General features: G+C 69.6%; 18 protein-coding genes. 11 read left to right on the top strand and 7 right to left on the bottom strand.

Annotation, left to right across the window (positions count from 1 at the left end; genetic code table 11):
* Nucleotides 1-102: 102 nt before the first annotated feature.
* Complete coding sequence (gene pdxR, locus ID574_RS31160; RefSeq protein ID WP_188192554.1) at nucleotides 103-1,491, bottom strand: MocR-like pyridoxine biosynthesis transcription factor PdxR; 1,389 nt, start codon at nucleotides 1,489-1,491, stop codon at nucleotides 103-105.
* 68 nt (nucleotides 1,492-1,559) lie between these two features.
* Between pdxR and ID574_RS31155 the strand changes: the two genes are divergently transcribed.
* Entirely contained in the window at nucleotides 1,560-2,480 is a 921-nt protein-coding gene (locus tag ID574_RS31155; RefSeq protein WP_188192553.1) for a DMT family transporter, read from the top strand.
* A 620-nt stretch (nucleotides 2,481-3,100) separates the two neighbouring features.
* Entirely contained in the window at nucleotides 3,101-3,529 is a 429-nt protein-coding gene (locus ID574_RS31150; RefSeq protein ID WP_188192552.1) for a cytidine deaminase family protein, read from the top strand.
* Nucleotides 3,530-3,579: 50 nt separating this feature from the next.
* On the opposite strand, the gene ID574_RS31145 is transcribed toward ID574_RS31150, so the two are convergent.
* From ID574_RS31145 to ychF, 3 genes are all read right to left on the bottom strand, one after another.
* Nucleotides 3,580-4,047, bottom strand: a complete 468-nt coding sequence (locus tag ID574_RS31145) for an HIT family protein (protein WP_188192551.1) — start codon at nucleotides 4,045-4,047, stop codon at nucleotides 3,580-3,582.
* Nucleotides 4,048-4,085: 38 nt separating this feature from the next.
* Nucleotides 4,086-4,493, bottom strand: coding sequence for a nucleoside triphosphate pyrophosphohydrolase family protein (locus tag ID574_RS62960; RefSeq protein ID WP_442939337.1), 408 nt, complete (start codon nucleotides 4,491-4,493; stop codon nucleotides 4,086-4,088).
* A gap of 110 nt (nucleotides 4,494-4,603) precedes the next feature.
* Entirely contained in the window at nucleotides 4,604-5,680 is a 1,077-nt protein-coding gene (gene ychF, locus ID574_RS31135) for a redox-regulated ATPase YchF (RefSeq protein WP_188192550.1), read from the bottom strand.
* A 79-nt stretch (nucleotides 5,681-5,759) separates the two neighbouring features.
* Between ychF and ID574_RS31130 the strand changes: the two genes are divergently transcribed.
* Together ID574_RS31130 and ID574_RS31125 are read left to right on the top strand one after the other, a co-directional pair.
* On the top strand, nucleotides 5,760-7,016 hold the full coding sequence (locus ID574_RS31130) for a DNA recombination protein RmuC (RefSeq protein WP_188192549.1): 1,257 nt from the start codon (nucleotides 5,760-5,762) through the stop codon (nucleotides 7,014-7,016).
* Nucleotides 7,017-7,064: 48 nt separating this feature from the next.
* Entirely contained in the window at nucleotides 7,065-7,544 is a 480-nt protein-coding gene (locus ID574_RS31125; protein WP_223167246.1) for a DUF6542 domain-containing protein, read from the top strand.
* Here ID574_RS31125 and ID574_RS31120 read toward each other — a convergent pair.
* A complete protein-coding gene (locus ID574_RS31120) occupies nucleotides 7,541-8,509 on the bottom strand; it encodes a 4-hydroxy-3-methylbut-2-enyl diphosphate reductase (RefSeq protein ID WP_188192547.1) in 969 nt (322 codons plus the stop codon). The genes ID574_RS31125 and ID574_RS31120 overlap by 4 nt on opposite strands.
* A gap of 99 nt (nucleotides 8,510-8,608) precedes the next feature.
* Here ID574_RS31120 and ID574_RS31115 point away from each other — a divergent pair, with 99 nt between their 5' ends.
* From ID574_RS31115 to ID574_RS31105, 3 genes are all read left to right on the top strand, one after another.
* Complete coding sequence (locus tag ID574_RS31115) at nucleotides 8,609-9,661, top strand: hypothetical protein (RefSeq protein WP_188192546.1); 1,053 nt, start codon at nucleotides 8,609-8,611, stop codon at nucleotides 9,659-9,661.
* 99 nt (nucleotides 9,662-9,760) lie between these two features.
* A complete protein-coding gene (gene xseA, locus ID574_RS31110; RefSeq protein ID WP_188192545.1) occupies nucleotides 9,761-10,975 on the top strand; it encodes an exodeoxyribonuclease VII large subunit in 1,215 nt (404 codons plus the stop codon).
* Nucleotides 10,976-11,000: 25 nt separating this feature from the next.
* Nucleotides 11,001-11,357 (top strand): VOC family protein, encoded by a 357-nt coding sequence (locus ID574_RS31105; RefSeq protein ID WP_188192544.1) that lies wholly within the window; start codon nucleotides 11,001-11,003, stop codon nucleotides 11,355-11,357.
* A 3-nt stretch (nucleotides 11,358-11,360) separates the two neighbouring features.
* Here the strand turns inward: ID574_RS31105 and ID574_RS31100 are convergent, their stop codons facing one another.
* Nucleotides 11,361-11,963, bottom strand: a complete 603-nt coding sequence (locus ID574_RS31100; RefSeq protein WP_188192543.1) for a TetR/AcrR family transcriptional regulator — start codon at nucleotides 11,961-11,963, stop codon at nucleotides 11,361-11,363.
* An 82-nt stretch (nucleotides 11,964-12,045) separates the two neighbouring features.
* On the opposite strand from ID574_RS31100, the gene ID574_RS31095 reads away from it, so the two are divergent.
* Complete coding sequence (locus tag ID574_RS31095) at nucleotides 12,046-12,459, top strand: nitroreductase family deazaflavin-dependent oxidoreductase (protein ID WP_188192542.1); 414 nt, start codon at nucleotides 12,046-12,048, stop codon at nucleotides 12,457-12,459.
* A 98-nt stretch (nucleotides 12,460-12,557) separates the two neighbouring features.
* Here ID574_RS31095 and ID574_RS31090 read toward each other — a convergent pair whose 3' ends face one another.
* Complete coding sequence (locus ID574_RS31090) at nucleotides 12,558-12,827, bottom strand: exodeoxyribonuclease VII small subunit (RefSeq protein WP_188192541.1); 270 nt, start codon at nucleotides 12,825-12,827, stop codon at nucleotides 12,558-12,560.
* A gap of 203 nt (nucleotides 12,828-13,030) precedes the next feature.
* Between ID574_RS31090 and ID574_RS31085 the strand changes: the two genes are divergently transcribed.
* The 3 genes from ID574_RS31085 to ID574_RS31075 all read left to right on the top strand — a co-directional run bounded on the left by ID574_RS31085 (nucleotide 13,031) and on the right by ID574_RS31075 (nucleotide 15,155).
* Nucleotides 13,031-13,384: a hypothetical protein gene (locus tag ID574_RS31085; protein ID WP_188192540.1), complete on the top strand. Its 354-nt coding sequence runs from the start codon at nucleotides 13,031-13,033 to the stop codon at nucleotides 13,382-13,384.
* A gap of 691 nt (nucleotides 13,385-14,075) precedes the next feature.
* Entirely contained in the window at nucleotides 14,076-14,828 is a 753-nt protein-coding gene (locus tag ID574_RS31080; protein ID WP_223167245.1) for a conjugal transfer protein, read from the top strand.
* 81 nt (nucleotides 14,829-14,909) lie between these two features.
* A complete protein-coding gene (locus ID574_RS31075) occupies nucleotides 14,910-15,155 on the top strand; it encodes a hypothetical protein (RefSeq protein WP_223167281.1) in 246 nt (81 codons plus the stop codon).
* Nucleotides 15,156-15,169 lie beyond the last annotated feature (14 nt).

Raw genomic sequence — 15,169 nt, 5'->3', positions numbered from 1 at the left:
GAGACCGCCGCGGGCCGGCGGCGGTCTCCGGCTCGTCGAGACACCCCGTCCACCGTGTTCCTCCCGGAAGGCAGGGATGTCCCGGCTCGGTGTGGCGCTCGGTCATGACATTCTGATCTTCAGTCCCCGTACGGCCTCGGCGGCCTTGTGCGTGGGCAGCCGCGCGAACCCCACCACGACGGCCGGTGGTCCCGGCGACTCCCGCATGGGCCCCACCGGCTCGGCGGACAGCCCGAGGTCCTTCGCGGCCCGCACCACGTCCTGCTCCTCCCACCCGCTCGGCAGCTCCAGATACATGTGCAGCCCCGCCTCGATGCCCTTGACCTGCACCTTCGGCAGCTCCTCCGCCAGCGCGGCGACCAGGGCGTCCCTGCGGCGACGATATTCACGGCGCATCCGCCTCAGGTGCTTGTCATAGCCGCCGGTACGCAGGAAGTGGGCCAACGCGTACTGCTCGATGACCGGTGAGCCGAGGTCCAGCTCGCCCCGGGCGCGCCGGATCGCCTCGGCCAGGTCGGCCGGCGCCGCCACCCATCCCATCCGCAACCCCGGGGCGAGGGCCTTGCTGACGCTGCCGGAGAGGATCACCCGGTCCGGGGCCAGGCCCTGCAGGCACCCGACCGGGTCGCGGTCGAAGCGGAACTCGGCGTCGTAGTCGTCCTCCAGGATCGTGCGGTGGCCCGCGTGCGCCCACTCCATCAGCGCGGCGCGACGCCGCGGGGACAGGACCACACCCGTCGGGAACTGATGCGCCGGGGTGACCAGGACCGCGTCGCCGCTGAGCCGCCGCACGTCCAGGCCCTCCTCGTCCACGGGCACCCGGACGAGATGCGCGCCCGCCCGCCTGAGCAGTGGGAGCTGGCGGTGGCTGGTCGGGTCCTCGACCGCGAGGCGAAGCCCGCGATGCTGGGACAGCACGTGCAGGACCAGGCTGAGGCCCTGGGCCACGCCGCCGACGACGATCAGGTTCTCCGGGCGCACGTCGGCCGCCCTGACCCTCCTGAGATAGCCGGCCAGCTCCTCGCGCAGCTCGGGCACACCGCCAGGGTCGCCGTAGTCGAGCGCGTCGGAGGGGACGGTGGTGAGCACGTGCCGCACCGCCGCCAGCCAGCGTTCCCTGGGGAAGTGGGTGAGATCGGGAGAGGTGGGGCGGTGTCCGTAATAGGGGTTGGCCCCCGTGCGGCGCATCGGTCTCACGCGAGTGGGCGCTGCCGCTCTCGGGGGCTTGCGCGCGTTGTTCACGGCGTTCTTGGGAGTGACCTGGGTGCCGACGCCCACCCTGGAGACCAGGAAGCCTTCGGCGACGAGTTGCTCGTACGCCTCCACCACCACACCCCTGGAGACCTGGAGGTCGGTGGCGAGGTCGCGGGTGGCGGGCAGGCGCGTGCCGGGTGCGAGCCTGCCGCGGCGGATGGAGTCGCGCAGTTCGGACGCGATCTGCCCAGCTATCCCGCCCTTTTCACGATTTATCTGGATATGGAGGTCAGCCATATTGGTCCTGTCTTTCGGCGGGACATTGGACTGCTTGTGTGAACCATTCTCTCCTTAGCATCCTTCGCATGAGAAACGGCATCCTTGGCGCCGCCTCGGCCATGTTCCTGGTGGGGACGCTGGCCGGGGTGTCCGGACTCGTCGACGCGTACCCCATATACGGCGGACAGGCCGTCCGGTATCTCGTCGCGGCGGTCATCTTGCTTCTCATAACGAGGGTTCTCGGCCTGCGGTTCGTACGGCTGACGCTGCGCGAGAGCCTGTGCCTGGGCGGGCTCACCCTGCTCGGCCTGGTGTTCTTCAACGTGTGCGTGGTCGAGTCCACGCGTGCCTCGGGCCCCGCGTTGGTCGGGACCATCCTCGGCACGGTGCCGCTGTGGCTGGCGCTGGCCGGCGGGCGTCCCGCGCCCCGGCTGCTGATGGGGGCGAGCGTGGTCGTGGCGGGCGCGACGCTGGCCACGGGGCTCGGCAGCGGCAATCTGACGAGTCTGCTGTGGTCGCTCGGCGCGCTGGTGGGCGAGGTGGCCTTCTCCCTGCTGGCCATCCCGCTGCTGCCGAAGCTGGGGGCGATCCGGGTGTCGGCCTACTCGACGGCGCTCGCCGTGCCCATGCTGGTCGTGGTGGGGCTGGTGGAGGAGGGGACGGCCATGCTCAGGGAGCCGACGACGGCGGAGGCCCTCGGGTTCGCCTACCTGGCCGTCGTGATCACGGTGATGGCGTTCTTCCTCTGGTACACCGCGCTGCCCAAACTCGGACCCGGGCTGGCGGGGCTGTTCGCGGGTCTCATCCCGGTGGGGGCGATCGTCACGGGAGTGGTGCTCGGCGTCGCCACGCCCACCACGTACGACCTGCTGGGGGCGGGGCTGGTGATCGCGGGCATCGTCCTGGGCCTCACCGCGGGCCGGCCTTCCAGGGCCTCCGGTGGTACATCCGCGCGAACCGATGACGCCGCCGTGCCCGATCGCGCCCCGGCCGCCGAGGTCTCATGACATCGCGGAGCCAGCCGTCGACGACGATCGGGTGCTTCGGCGGGCCCTCCGCCAGGAGCGCCGCCGCCAACCGGGGCAGCCCGGCAGGTCGCACGACACCCGCCGTGGCGCTCAACTCGTCTGAGAGCCCACCAGCGGTGCCCCGCGATCGACCCTTTCTCGACGTATTGGAAGCCCGAGGTGTCGACCTCGAACGCGGGCATGCGGGCGTCTTCGCCACCAGCTTCTCCGAGACTCTCCCACCGTCCATGACAGATCCCAGCCGTGCGACCAGCGACAGCGGGCCCGCCGGACAAGGCTGATGCATGCCCTGGCACGCGCACGCCCCGTTGGATAGGGATATGACCTGCAATGATCATCGGGATAGCTCGCTGACCTGCGCGTTCATCATTGGGTCGCGTTGGTGAGAGTTGGGGGATGCGGACGTTCTGCGCACTGAGTGCGGACCGAATATCACGATCACGAGAGCACGAATGGTCCAGAGCCCTTCGACGTGACAGGCAATCGAGTTCGGCGAGTCCGCAGCCAACGACCCAACTAGTGCCGCAGGTTTGCCCCGTTGTGACGTACTGTCTGGTCGCCCCGGCGCACGCCGCCTGACACCACATGAAGCAGAGAAGATGACTACACAGAGCAATCACGTCGACCATGAACTGATCCAGGCTGCGGCGCATGTCGCGGCCACGCGCTGCCGGGGCGACAACCACACCATGGCGGCCGCCGCCCGCAACCAAGATGGCCGGATCGTCACGGCGGTGAACGCCTACCACTTCACCGGCGGCCCCTGCGCGGAGCTGGTCCTCATCGGTACGGCTGCCGCGCAGGGCGCTTACGACCTGGACACCCTCGTTGCCGTGGGCGACCGCGACCGAGGTGTTGTGCCCCCATGCGGCCGCTGCCGCCAGGTCCTTCTCGACTACTTCCCAGCCCTCAAGGTCATCGTCGGCACAAGTGACGGACCCCGCACTGTCTCAATCACTGACTTACTTCCCGAAAGCTACGTCTGGGCGGACCACCAGCTCGATGCCGAGGAGAAATGCACCACTTAGCACGAGCTGACACCCCCACGATTCCAGGGCCAAGGTTGCTTGACGCGGCGCTAGGTGCCGAGCTGGGATCGCTGTGGCTTTTCGAGTGCGGCGCGCAGCCGCTCCGCGTAGGCGCGGCGGCGGTCGGCGGGGAGCCAGTCGGGCTGCGGGGGCGTGCCGTACAGGTCGTCGCCGGGGTAGCGCGGGAAGAGGTGCTGGTGGAAGTGCCAGACATCTTGGTTGCCGGCGGGCTCGTTGTGCTGGCGGGTGGAGACGCCCGCGCAGTCGTAGGCGGTGCGCATGGCGCGGGCGAGCATCCGGGTGGCATCGAAGATCGCGTGGCCGTCGGCGGCGGGGAGGTCGTAGAGGTTCTCGTGATGGGCGACGGGGATGATCAGCAGATGTCCCGCGTTCCGCGGCCACCAGCGGGGGCAGATCATCGCGAAGACGCGCTCGTCGCGGTAGACCACGTCGGGTTCCCGGTCCGGGGTCAGGTGGCAGAACGGGCAGTGGTAGTCGGCGGGTTCATGGTTGTGCACGGGGCGCCTCCCTGGCTGCTTGTCGGCGTCCGTGGAGTCTAGTTTCGGCGAGGCTCGCCGCGGTTTGCGCCCTGAAGGGGGTGCGGGGAACTTCGCGGGTGACCGGCCACGAACCGCAGCCGGCGACCCACGGCACCTCCGCAAACCTTGGTCGGACGTCGCGCGAGGCGCTTAGGAACCGGTCGACGGCCACTCGGCGAGGTCATCGAGGATCGGTGGTTGGTAGCCGGGGCCTTTGAGTATCTTGCCGTCGGCTCGGCGGAGGACTCGGCCGTCCACGTCAAGCTGCTCATGTTGGACCGATGGACCTCGACGAAGACAGCCGGCAGGTCGATCCGCAGCGCATCTGCGGCGCCGTAGGTGACGTAGAGGACGTCGGCCAGTTCCTTGGCTACCGCCTTGTATGCGGTGAGCGGGTCGTCGCCGGTTTGCGCCGAAGATCGCACCCGCAACGCTCCAGCGGTCCTGCTCTCCGAAAGGCTCTCGCAAGAATCTGCGGACTGGACGTGGACCGCAGAGGGTGAACAACCCTCTGGCCTGCGTATCCGCACCTCGCTCAGACGTTGAAGCGGAACTCCACCACGTCGCCGTCGCGCATCACGTAGTCCTTGCCCTCGATGCGGGCCTTGCCGGCCGCGCGGGCGTTGGCGATCGAGCCGGCCTCGACCAGGTCGTCGAAGGAGACGATCTCGGCCTTGATGAAGCCGCGCTGGAAGTCGGTGTGGATCACGCCGGCCGCCTCGGGAGCGGTGGCGCCCTTGCGGATCGTCCAGGCCCGGGCTTCCTTGGGGCCGGCCGTGAGGTAGGTCTGCAGGCCCAGCGTCTCGAAGCCGACCCTGGCCAGCTGGCGCAGCCCCGACTCCTCCTGGCCGACCGACTGCAGGAGCTCCAGCGCCTCCTCCTCGTCGAGCTCGACCAGCTCGGACTCGATCTTGGCGTCGAGGAAGACCGCCTCGGCCGGGGCGACCAGCGACGACAACTGCTCCCTGAGCGCGGTGTCGGTCAGCTCGTCGGCGTCGAGGTTGAAGACGTACAGGAAGGGCTTGGCCGTCAGGAGATGGAAGTCACGCAGCTCGGTGCGGTCCAGGCCGCTCTCGAAGATGGTCTTGCCGGTCTCCAGGACCGCCTTCGCGGCCTCGGCGGCCTCGAGCATGGGCCGCTTGTCCTTGACGTTGCGCGCCTCCTTCTGCAGGCGCGGGATGGCCTTCTCGAGCGTCTGCAGGTCGGCCATGATCAACTCGAAGTTGATGGTCTCGATGTCGCGCTTGGGGGAGATGTCGCCGTCGACGTGCGTGACGTCGGGGTCGCTGAAGACCCGGATGACCTGGCAGATCGCGTCGGTGTTGCGGATGTTGGAGAGGAACTGGTTGCCCCTGCCCTGCCCCTCCGACGCCCCCTTGACCAGGCCCGCGATGTCGACGAACTCGACCTTGGCGGGCAGGATGCGGGCCGAGCCGAAGATCTCGGCCAGCACGGGCAGGCGGTCGTCGGGCACGCCCACGATGCCCACGTTGGGCTCGATGGTGGCGAACGGGTAGTTTGCGGCGAGCGCGTTGCCGGACTTGGTAAGCGCGTTGAACAGCGTGGACTTACCGACGTTCGGCAGACCGACGATTCCGATGGAGAGGCTCACGGAGCCCAAGTTTACGTGCTGAGCGTAACTAGCGTGTCGGGCGGGAACGGCGCGCCGGAGTCCTGCAATCATCGATTGAGTGGATGTCGTGTCGCTTCTCCTCGGTCTGGCCGTCGGTCTGCTCGTCGGGTTCCTGGTGGCCAGGACGCGGGCGGCGGTGCGGGTGGCCGAGGCCGACGCGCGGGCCAAGGCGGCCGCCGACAAGCTGGTCTACGTCGAGGAGCAGCTGGCCGAGCGCTTCCAGGCGCTGTCCACGCGCGCGCTCGACGTCAACAACGTGCGGTTCCTGGAGTTGGCCGAGACCAGGCTCGCGGCCAGCCGCGCCGAGGCCGCCGGCGATCTGGAGCAGCGCAAGCAGGCCGTCGAGCATCTGGTGGAGCCGCTGAAGGACGCCCTGGCGCGGGTCGAGGCGCAGCTGCGCGACACCGAGTCGGGCCAGCGGGCGGCGCGGGCGGAGCTCGTCAAGCAGATGGAGTTCGTCCGGCAGAGCAACGAGCAGCTGCGTTCCCAGACCACCGCCCTGGTCAGGGCGCTGCAGCGGCCCGAGGCCCGCGGCCGGTGGGGCGAGCTGCAGTTGCGCAGGGTCGCCGAGATCGCCGGGATGCAGCGCTACTGCGACTTCGACGAGCAGGTCACGGAGGGCTCGATGCGGCCCGACATGGTCGTGCGCCTGGCCGGCGGCAAGAACATCGTGGTCGACTCCAAGGTGTCGCTGGCGGCCTATCTGGAGGCCGCCGAGGCGTCGGACGAGTCGCTGGCCACGGTGCGCCTCGACGCGCACGCCAGGCACGTGCGCGAGCACATCGACCGGCTGGCCGCCAAGTCCTACTGGCAGGCATTCAACCCGTCGCCGGAGTTCGTGGTGCTGTTCATCCCCGGCGAGGCGTTCCTGGCGCCGGCGCTCGAACGCGACCCCGGGCTGCTGGAGTACGCGATGACGCGCCGCGTGCACATCGCCACCCCGACGACGCTGATCACGATGCTGCGCACCGCGCACTACGCCTGGCAGCAGGCCGCGCTCAGCGAGAACGCGCGGGCGGTGTTCGAGCTGGGCAAAGAGCTGTACGAGCGGCTGTCGTCCCTGGGCAGGAACGTCGATTCGCTGGGCAGGGCGCTGACGCGGGCCGTGGAGGCGTACAACAAGTCGGTCGGCTCGCTCGAGAGCCGCGTGCTGGTCACCGCGCGCAAGCTGCATGACCTGGGCGTGGTCGACGGCGATCTCGACTCTCCCGAGATGCTCGAAGACCTCCCGAGACCCCTCGCGTCCCCCGAACTACTCGAAACGTCGCCTCTGCTCTCCGGCTCGAACGGTAAGTTGGCCCACGGGTCGCAGTGAACGGGGGGTGGACCGGTGGGTGAGAGGGGCAGGCGCCCGGCTGTCAGGTTGACCGCTCGCGGCGCCATCGCGCTCGCCCTGGTCGCCACCCTGGCGGGCTACGTGCTGGCGGCGCTGCTCGACATCCAGCAGCTGGTGGGCGCGGTCTTCGTGGCGTCGAGCCTGCTGGGCATGCTGCTGGTCAACCGGCGCGAGCTGCTGTCACTGGTGGTGTCGCCGCCGCTGGTGTTCTTCTGCGCCACGTCGTTCGTGGAGCTCGGGCGGGCGTTCGGCTCGGTGTCGATCCTGCAGTCGCTGGCGCTGGGCCTCTACACGTCTCTGACGCAGGGCGCGCCGTGGCTGTTCGCCGGCTCGGCCGTCGTGCTGGGCGTGGCGTGGCGGCGCGGGCTGTGGGACAACGTACGCGAGCTGCGCGAAGAGCTGAAGGCGGGGGCGGCGGAGGCGCCGCGCCCGCGTCAGCCTTTCGTGCCCGAGCCCGAGGGCTACTTCGAGCCCAAGGTGTACGGGACGCCGCGTGGCGAGGACTAGGAGACGACCCTGAGCTGCCTGCGCAGCTCGTGGGGCAGTGCGAAGCGCATGCTCTCCTGCACCGGCTCGACCTCGGTCACGTCGCCGAAGCCGCGCTCGGCCAGGTGGGCGAGCACCTCCTCGACGAGCTCCTCGGGGACCGAGGCGCCGCTGGTCACGCCGACCGTGGTGACGCCTTCGAGCCACTCGTCCTTGATGAATCCGGCGTTGTCGACGAGGTAGGAGGCGTCGGCGCCGTAGTCTTTGGCCACCTCGACCAGGCGCTTGGAGTTGGAGGAGTTTTCCGAGCCGACCACGATGACCAGTTGCGCCTCGGCCGCGATCTCCTTGACCGCGGTCTGGCGGTTTTGCGTGGCGTAGCAGATGTCGTCGCTCGGCGGGTCGATCAGGTTGGGGAAACGCTGCTTGAGCCGGGCCACGGTCTCGGTGGTCTCGTCGACCGAGAGGGTGGTCTGCGACAGCCACACCAGCTTGCTCGGGTCTTTCACCTCCACCTTGTCGACAGAGTCGAGCCCGTCGACGAGCTTGATGTGCTCGGGGGCCTCGCCGGAGGTGCCCTCGACCTCCTCGTGACCCTCGTGCCCGATCAGCAGGATCTCGTAGTCCTGGCCGGCGAACCTCTTCGCCTCGTTGTGCACCTTGGTGACCAGCGGGCAGGTGGCGTCGATGGTGCGCAGTCCGCGTTGCCTGGCCTCGGCGTGCACGGCGGGCGACACGCCGTGGGCGGAGAACACCACGATCGCGCCCTCGGGGACCTCCTCGGTCTCCTCGACGAAAATGGCGCCCCGGGCCTCGAGCGTCTTGACGACGTGGGTGTTGTGGACGATCTGCTTGCGTACGTAGATCGGCGCGCCGTACTGCTCCAAAGCCTTCTCGACCGCGACCACGGCTCGATCGACTCCGGCACAGTAGCCCCGCGGCTTGGCTACGAGGACTCGGCGGGAAGAGGGGGTCTGGGGCTCCATACTTTCTATGCTACGTGGAGCGGCCATCAGGCCCGGCCGTGCGTGGTCGCCCGCGGTTTGCCAGACTGGCCGTCCATACTGACCTCCCAGGGAGACGTCATGTCCTTCAGCGACGTGATACGCAACATTGCTAAAACCGTCACGAACAAGGACGAGTTGAAGGAGAAGGCCAAGGACCTTCCGCTCCTCGTCGTCCAGACCACCCTGAGCGCCGCCGGCCAGGCGCTGCTCGTGGTGGACCGGGTGAAAAACTCGATCAAGGGTATAGGCAGGAAGGAAGAGCGGGAGGAGGAGGCGTACGACTCCCGTCCCTCCGCCGGCCAGGTGGCCGCGGCGCCGGCGGACGAGGAGGTCAAGCCGGCCCGCAAGGAGCCGGTCATCTTCGCGCCGCGCCCGGGCGCGTCCGAGCCCAACGGAGTCGCCAAGACCAAGCCGGACCCGGTCATCTTCGCTCCCGCGAAGACCGAGACGGCCCCGAAGCCCGCCGCCACGACCGAAGCCGCTCCGAAGCCGGAGGCGGTCGCCGAGCCCGCCGCCACCACCGAAGCGGCCCCGAAGCCGACCGCCGAGGCCACCGCGACGACCGAAGCGGCCCCGAAGCCCGCCGCCACGACCGAAGCCGCTCCGAAGCCGGAGGCGGTCGTCGAGCCCGAGGCCGCGGTCGCCGAGCCGGAGGCCGCTCCGAAGAAGGCCAAGGCCGCCGTCGCGGAGCCGAAGGCCGAGGAGGAGCCCGCTTCCGCCGCCGCTCCAGAAGCCGCTGTCGAGCCCGCTGTCGAGCCCGCTGTGGCCGAAAAGCCCGCCGCCGAGCCGGTCGTGGTGGAAGAGCCTGCCGCCGAGGCGGAGGCCGCGCCCACGGCCGCCGAGCCCGCGGCGAAGCCGAAGGCCAGGCGCACCCGCAAGGCCGCCCAGCCCGCGGCCGCGGAGGAGCCCGCCGCGACGCCGGAGCCCGCCGCCACTCCTGAGGCCGGTGAACTGGCGGAGCCGCTGCCCGGTTACTCCGAGATGACCGTCGCCTCCCTGCGCGCCAGGATGCGCGGCAAGAGCGCCGAGCAGATCGGCGCCTTCCTGGCCTACGAGCGGGCGACGAAGGCGCGGCCCGAGGTCATCAAGATGTTCGAGAACCGCCTCGCCAAGCTCCAGGCCGGGGAATAGCCGCACTCTCGCGGGGGCAAGCCCCCGCGTCCCCGAAAACCGGGAAGGAAGGGACGTTCGTCTTTCGGGGAAGCAGGCTTCCCCGCGTAGTCTTCCGCCATGACCTCGACGAAGACCTCGCCCGAGTCCCCCCTGCCGATCCGCACGGTCCTGCAGATGGTGGGGGGCTGGATCGCGAGACTCGGCACGGTCTGGGTCGAGGGCCAGATCACCGATCTGAGCGCGCGCGGCGGCACGGTGTTCCTGACCCTGCGTGACCCGGTCGCCAACGTGTCGGCCAGGGTCACCGCTCCGCGCGGCGTCTACGAGGCGGCCGTGCCGCGGCCGGTCGACGGCGCCAGGGTCGTGATGCAGGTGAAGCCGGACTTCTGGGTCAACAAGGGCTCCTTCGCCTTCACCGCCCTGGAGATCCGCCCGGTCGGCGTGGGCGAGCTGCTGGCCAGGCTGGAGCGGCTCAGGCAGCTGCTGGCCGCCGAGGGGCTGTTCAGCGCGGAAAGGAAGCGGCGGCTGCCGTTCCTGCCGGGCACGATCGGGCTCGTCTGCGGCCGCGACTCCGCGGCCGAGCGGGACGTGCTGGAAAACTCGCGCCGGCGCTGGCCCGCCGTGCGGTTCAAGGTCGAGGAAGTGGCCGTCCAGGGCCCGTACGCGGTGGGCGAGGTGACCGAGGCGCTGCGCAAGCTGGACGCGGACGCCGAGGTCGACGTGATCGTCATCGCCCGCGGCGGCGGCTCCCTGGAGGACCTGCTGCCGTTTTCCGACGAGACGCTGGTCCGCGCGGTGGCCGCCTGCCGCACGCCTGTCGTGAGCGCGATCGGCCACGAGCAGGACAGCCCACTGCTCGACCTGGTGGCGGACGTCCGCGCGTCCACTCCCACCGACGCGGCCAAGAAGATCGTGCCCGACGTCGGCGAGCAGCTGACGCTGGTGCGCCAGTTGCGCGACCGGGGCCGCAGGGTGGTGAGCGGCTGGCTCGACAGGGAGATGTCCTGGCTGACGTCGGTGCGCTCCCGGCCGTCGCTGGCCGACCCCGTACGCGAGCTCGAACGCCGGGCGGAGCAGGTGGAGGCCATGCGCGACCGGGCCAGGCGCTCGCTGTCCGGCTCTCTCGACAGGGCCGCCGACGACCTGGTCCACCTGCGGGCGCGCCTGGTCGCGCTGTCCCCGGCGGCCACGCTGGAGCGCGGCTACGCCATCGTGCAGCATCCGACGGGCGAGGTGGTGCGGCTGGCCAAGGACGTGGCGCCCGGCTCGCCGCTGACCATCCGCTTCTCCGACGACCGGCTGACCGTCCGGGTGGAAAACGAGGGCGCGTAGCGGGTCGGAGGTCTACGTTCGGCACATGAGAGGACTCGCGCAGGTCGCCCAGCACGCCGACGACCTCGACAGGGCCACGGCCTTCTACCGCGACGTGCTCGGCCTGCGGCACATCGCCACCTACCGGCCGCCCGGGCTGGCGTTCTTCGACCTCGACGGCGTCCGGCTGCTGATCGAGAAGGGCGCGCCCTCCGCGGTGCTCTACCTGGCCTCTGACGACATCGAGGCGGACGTGGCGCGGCTGCGCGCCCACGACGTCGCGATCGTCGAGAAGCCACATCTGATCTTCACTGACGACGGCACCTTCGGCACGCCGGGCAGGGAGATCCGCATGGCCGCGTTCAGGGACTCGGAGGGCAACCTGCTCTGCCTGATGACATGAGCCCTAGAGACGGATCACGGCCGCGGCGAGGTCCGTCAGCCCGGCCTTGATCTCCTCGATCGTCATGCCCCGCTCCTCGCGCTGGAACGCGATCAGGCGGGCGTTGACCGGCGCGAGCAGCGCGTCGGCCAGGTAGGCGGCGTTGACGTGCGGGCATGCCTGGCTGAGCAGGGTGGCCAGGTGGATGTGATGCACGCGGTACGGCCCGCTGTACGTGCTCGGCTTCCTGCCCTTCTCCAGCAGCAGGAACAGCCCCTCCTGCGCCACGATGCGGTCGACCAGCGCGCTCAGGAACGCGTCGATCCGATCGCAGGGCGGGGCACCGGGCCCGAGCGGCGGCGGCCCGGCGAAGAAGTCGGACTGGAAGCGTCGCTCCTGCTCGTCGAGCAGCGCGTAGACGAGGCCGGTCCGGTCGCCGAAGCGCCGGTAGACCGTGCCCACCCCGACGCCGGCCGCGCGGGCCACCTCGTCGAGCGACAGCCCGTCGGTGCCGTGCTCGGCGATCATCCTGGCCGCGACCTCGATGATCCGCTGCCGGTTCCGCGCGGCGTCGGCCCGCTCCGGCTGGGGTTGCCCGACGACGGGCAGGTATCTGCGTCCGCGCACGGTTGGAGCATACCGGTTGTATCCGGAGAGGTCTCCGGTTAGTCTGCCAACCGGAGGAATCTCCGATTAGAGGGAGCAGAGGATGCCCAACGACTTCAACCAGCAGGTCATCGAGGAGTTCCGCGCCAACGAGGGCCGGGTCGGCGGCATGTTCGAGGGCGCGCCGCTGGTACTGCTCACGACCACGGGGGCCAAGAGCGGCAGGCAGGTCACGACTCCGGTGATGTATCTGGCAGACGGCGAGCGCTATGTCGTGATCGCGTCCAACGCCGGCGCGGACAACCACCCGGCGTGGTACCACAACCTGCGTGCCACGCCGCAGGCGACGGTGGAGGTCGGGACGGAGAAGTTCACGGCCAAGGCCGAGTTCGTCGAGGACGGGGAGCGCGACCGGCTCTACGCCAGAATGGTGGAGCAGGCGCCGGGCTTCGCGGAGTACGAGGCCAGGACGAGCCGCCGCATCCCCGTGGTGGCGCTGCTGCGCCAGGACGCCTGACCTGAGGACCCGCGGAAGCCGCCGTGCGTCAGGGTCTAAGGACCGCCGGTCCGGCGGTCGCCCGCGTATGCGGACCTTCAGAGGCGTCCTGCGGCTGCTCAGAAGGGTGCGTCGTCGGCATGGCCCGAGCCTGGCTCCGAGCGGCGGGCCATGGCGGCGGCCAGCTTGACCCTGGCCCCCTGAAGCCACTCCTCGCAGACCGCCGCCAGTTTCTCGCCGCGCTCCCAGAGCTCGATCGACTGCTCGAGGGTGAGCCCGCCCGTCTCCAGACGGCGCACGACCTCGGTCAACTCCTCGCGGGCCTGCTCGTATGAGGGCGTCTTCTCGTCTGCTGCCACGTTCACCACCCTAGACGCGCCGGCCGCCATCCGCCGCGCACCGCCGATCCGACTACTCGCCGCATATCTTCGCTACGCTGAGTCACCGACGGTCGGACGGCGGTGACGCCCGCTACGGCGTCCGGCGTCCCGGATCCCTCTGACGTCTGATCCGCGGACAACTGATGCGTCAACCACTTGGGGCCCCCGCGCGTCGAATCGTCACGGCGTTCACGCTGAATCGGGAGGCCCTCATGATCCGTCGCATCATCCGGAAACGACGCCCCGCGCCCACGCTCGCGGGCATCAGCCTCGAAGAGGAGCTCGCCCTGATCAGGGTCGAACTCATGTACGGCCTGCGCGTCAACCGGGAGGCCTACCTGCGCAGGAAGGTCGACGAGCGCAACGAGATGGCGAGCCGGATGCGTGATCGTGACACCGCCGGGATGCTGGCCGACCTGCGGGGCTCGCTCGAACGATCGGTGCGCCCCACGGTCGTCGACCTCCAGAGCCGGACCGGCGTCGTCGACCTCCAGAGCCGGACCGGCGTCGTGGACCTCCAAAGCCGCCGTCAGTCACGGTCCACGCAGGACCCCGAACCCGCCTGACGCGCCCCTCCGCTCGCTCCTCCGTACGCGAGCCGCCGATGAGAAATCCGTATGGATCGCCGCCGCGGCCGTGACGTGGCGCGACAACAGGGCGGCGGGCCGGCGAGCAGGTTTCCCGTCGGTGCGCCGCCCTGCGCGTGCCGTGAGAGTCCATGCCTATTTTGGTCAGGAATCCGTGGCCGCCACGCTAGGCGTTTTTAGGTGTTTGGCCTGGTCAAAAGGCGTTTCCACCGGGAAGTGACAGGAATCGGCACTGGAGCCTGTCATATGGGCCCGGTTTGCCGTGAGGGCGGTCGTGCCTGCAGCATGGGCGTGGCTTTCCTGGAACAATGGCGGAGACCGGATAGGGTGACTACTTCACCGCGGATGATGGGGATCGGCAACGGACGACACCGCGCCAGCCGGGGGGATCGGCGCGAGCGGAGGCGTGATGGCTCGTAGGTCTACCGTCCACGATCCTCGGATCGCTGACGGCCCCGGGCTTTCCGCAACCCTGGACACGGCTGACTTCGACGCGCCGCCACCCCGCAGGCCGCGCCGTGGTGGCTGGTCCGGTGGCGGTGGACGGTGGCTTGTGTGGACGGGCCGCATCATTCTGTGGGCCCTAATCGTGGTTATCGTGGTGAATGGGATTCGTGCCCCATTTGAGCGGTTTACCCAGCAAGACGCCGCAACGCCCAATGGCGCAGCGGTGGCCCGCAGCGGATTCCCCGCTGAGCAGGGCATGGCTTTCGCGGCCCAGTTCGCAGGGGTCTATCTCAATTTCACTCCCGAGGATGCGGACAGCAGGCAGCGCAAGCTGGCGGCGTTCCTGCCCGACGCCTCGTCCCCGCAGTTCGGCTGGGACGGCAACGGCAGGCTGGCCGCCGTCGCCATCCAGCCGTACGACATCGAGACGACCGACTCCAACAACGCCGTGGCCAGCGTGGCCTTCCAGTCCGGCCCCCGCAGGATGATGCTGTCGGTCCCGATCTACTACTCCGGCGCCGAGGCCGGAAAGAGGTTCGTCGTCTCCGGCCGCCCGGCGATCCTGCCCGCCCCCGCCCCGGCCGAGCTGCCCCAGGTGGCGCCGCCGGAGACCGACGAGGCGGCCGCCGCAGAGCTGAAGCCGCAGTTGGAGGGCTTCTTCAAGGAATACTCCTCCGGCAACGCCGCCGGATTGCAGCGCTACGTCGCCGCGGGCAAGAGCCTGCCGAGCTTCGATGGCCTGTTCACGTTCTCAGAGCTCCAGAAAGTCGTGGTGCCTGTGGGGGGTGCCACCCGAGAGATTCAGGCGGTCGTCGTGTGGGTCGTGTCGAACGGCGAGACCCCGCCCTCCCCGAACGCCACCGACCCCGCCGCGGTCGGCGCGCGCTTGGAGCAGGCCTACCGGCTCACCGTCGAGAAGCAGGGCGACAAGTGGTTCGTCGCCGACATCCGCGGCGCGGGCCGGGTCGTTGACTAGAGGCGCGGACGCACTGCTGATCGGTACCCCCCGGGAGGACGAGAAGTGACCTTGAAGACCCTAGTGCTCACCTTGATCGAAATGACGCCGACGCCCACGTCGACCGGCATCGACACCGGAGGGCTGGCCGACTTCCTGCGCGCGTTCTTCGCCCCGTTGTTCCTCGTTGTCGTCTCCGTGGTCGCGCTCTTCTTCCTCTTCACCCGCGAGATCACGCGATTCGTGCAATTCCTGATACTGGCCGTGGCCATCGGAGTGATCTTCTACGTTCCCAACATCATCGAGGTGACGGCGAAGGCGATCGCGGGCGCACTGGGCATCAAGTAAGGGTTGAGACCGTC

It is taken from the genome of Nonomuraea sp. SYSU D8015, assembly GCF_008065375.1.
GTDB lineage: Bacteria > Actinomycetota > Actinomycetes > Streptosporangiales > Streptosporangiaceae > Nonomuraea.
The sequence above is the reverse complement of the archived record's forward strand: the minus strand, read 5'-3'. Positions and strand labels throughout refer to the sequence as shown.

Bases quoted from the DNA above. Each gene is read 5' to 3' on its own strand.
- pdxR (WP_188192554.1), bottom strand. From the start codon at position 1,491: ATGGCTGACCTCCATATCCAGATAAATCGTGAAAAGGGCGGGATAGCT.
- ID574_RS31155 (WP_188192553.1), top strand. From the start codon at position 1,560: ATGAGAAACGGCATCCTTGGCGCCGCCTCGGCCATGTTCCTGGTGGGG.
- ID574_RS31150 (WP_188192552.1), top strand. From the start codon at position 3,101: ATGACTACACAGAGCAATCACGTCGACCATGAACTGATCCAGGCTGCG.
- ID574_RS31120 (WP_188192547.1), bottom strand. From the start codon at position 8,509: ATGGAGCCCCAGACCCCCTCTTCCCGCCGAGTCCTCGTAGCCAAGCCG.
- ID574_RS31115 (WP_188192546.1), top strand. From the start codon at position 8,609: ATGTCCTTCAGCGACGTGATACGCAACATTGCTAAAACCGTCACGAAC.
- xseA (WP_188192545.1), top strand. From the start codon at position 9,761: ATGACCTCGACGAAGACCTCGCCCGAGTCCCCCCTGCCGATCCGCACG.
- ID574_RS31105 (WP_188192544.1), top strand. From the start codon at position 11,001: ATGAGAGGACTCGCGCAGGTCGCCCAGCACGCCGACGACCTCGACAGG.
- ID574_RS31095 (WP_188192542.1), top strand. From the start codon at position 12,046: ATGCCCAACGACTTCAACCAGCAGGTCATCGAGGAGTTCCGCGCCAAC.
- ID574_RS31090 (WP_188192541.1), bottom strand. From the start codon at position 12,827: ATGGCGGCCGGCGCGTCTAGGGTGGTGAACGTGGCAGCAGACGAGAAG.
- ID574_RS31085 (WP_188192540.1), top strand. From the start codon at position 13,031: ATGATCCGTCGCATCATCCGGAAACGACGCCCCGCGCCCACGCTCGCG.
- ID574_RS31075 (WP_223167281.1), top strand. From the start codon at position 14,910: ATGACGCCGACGCCCACGTCGACCGGCATCGACACCGGAGGGCTGGCC.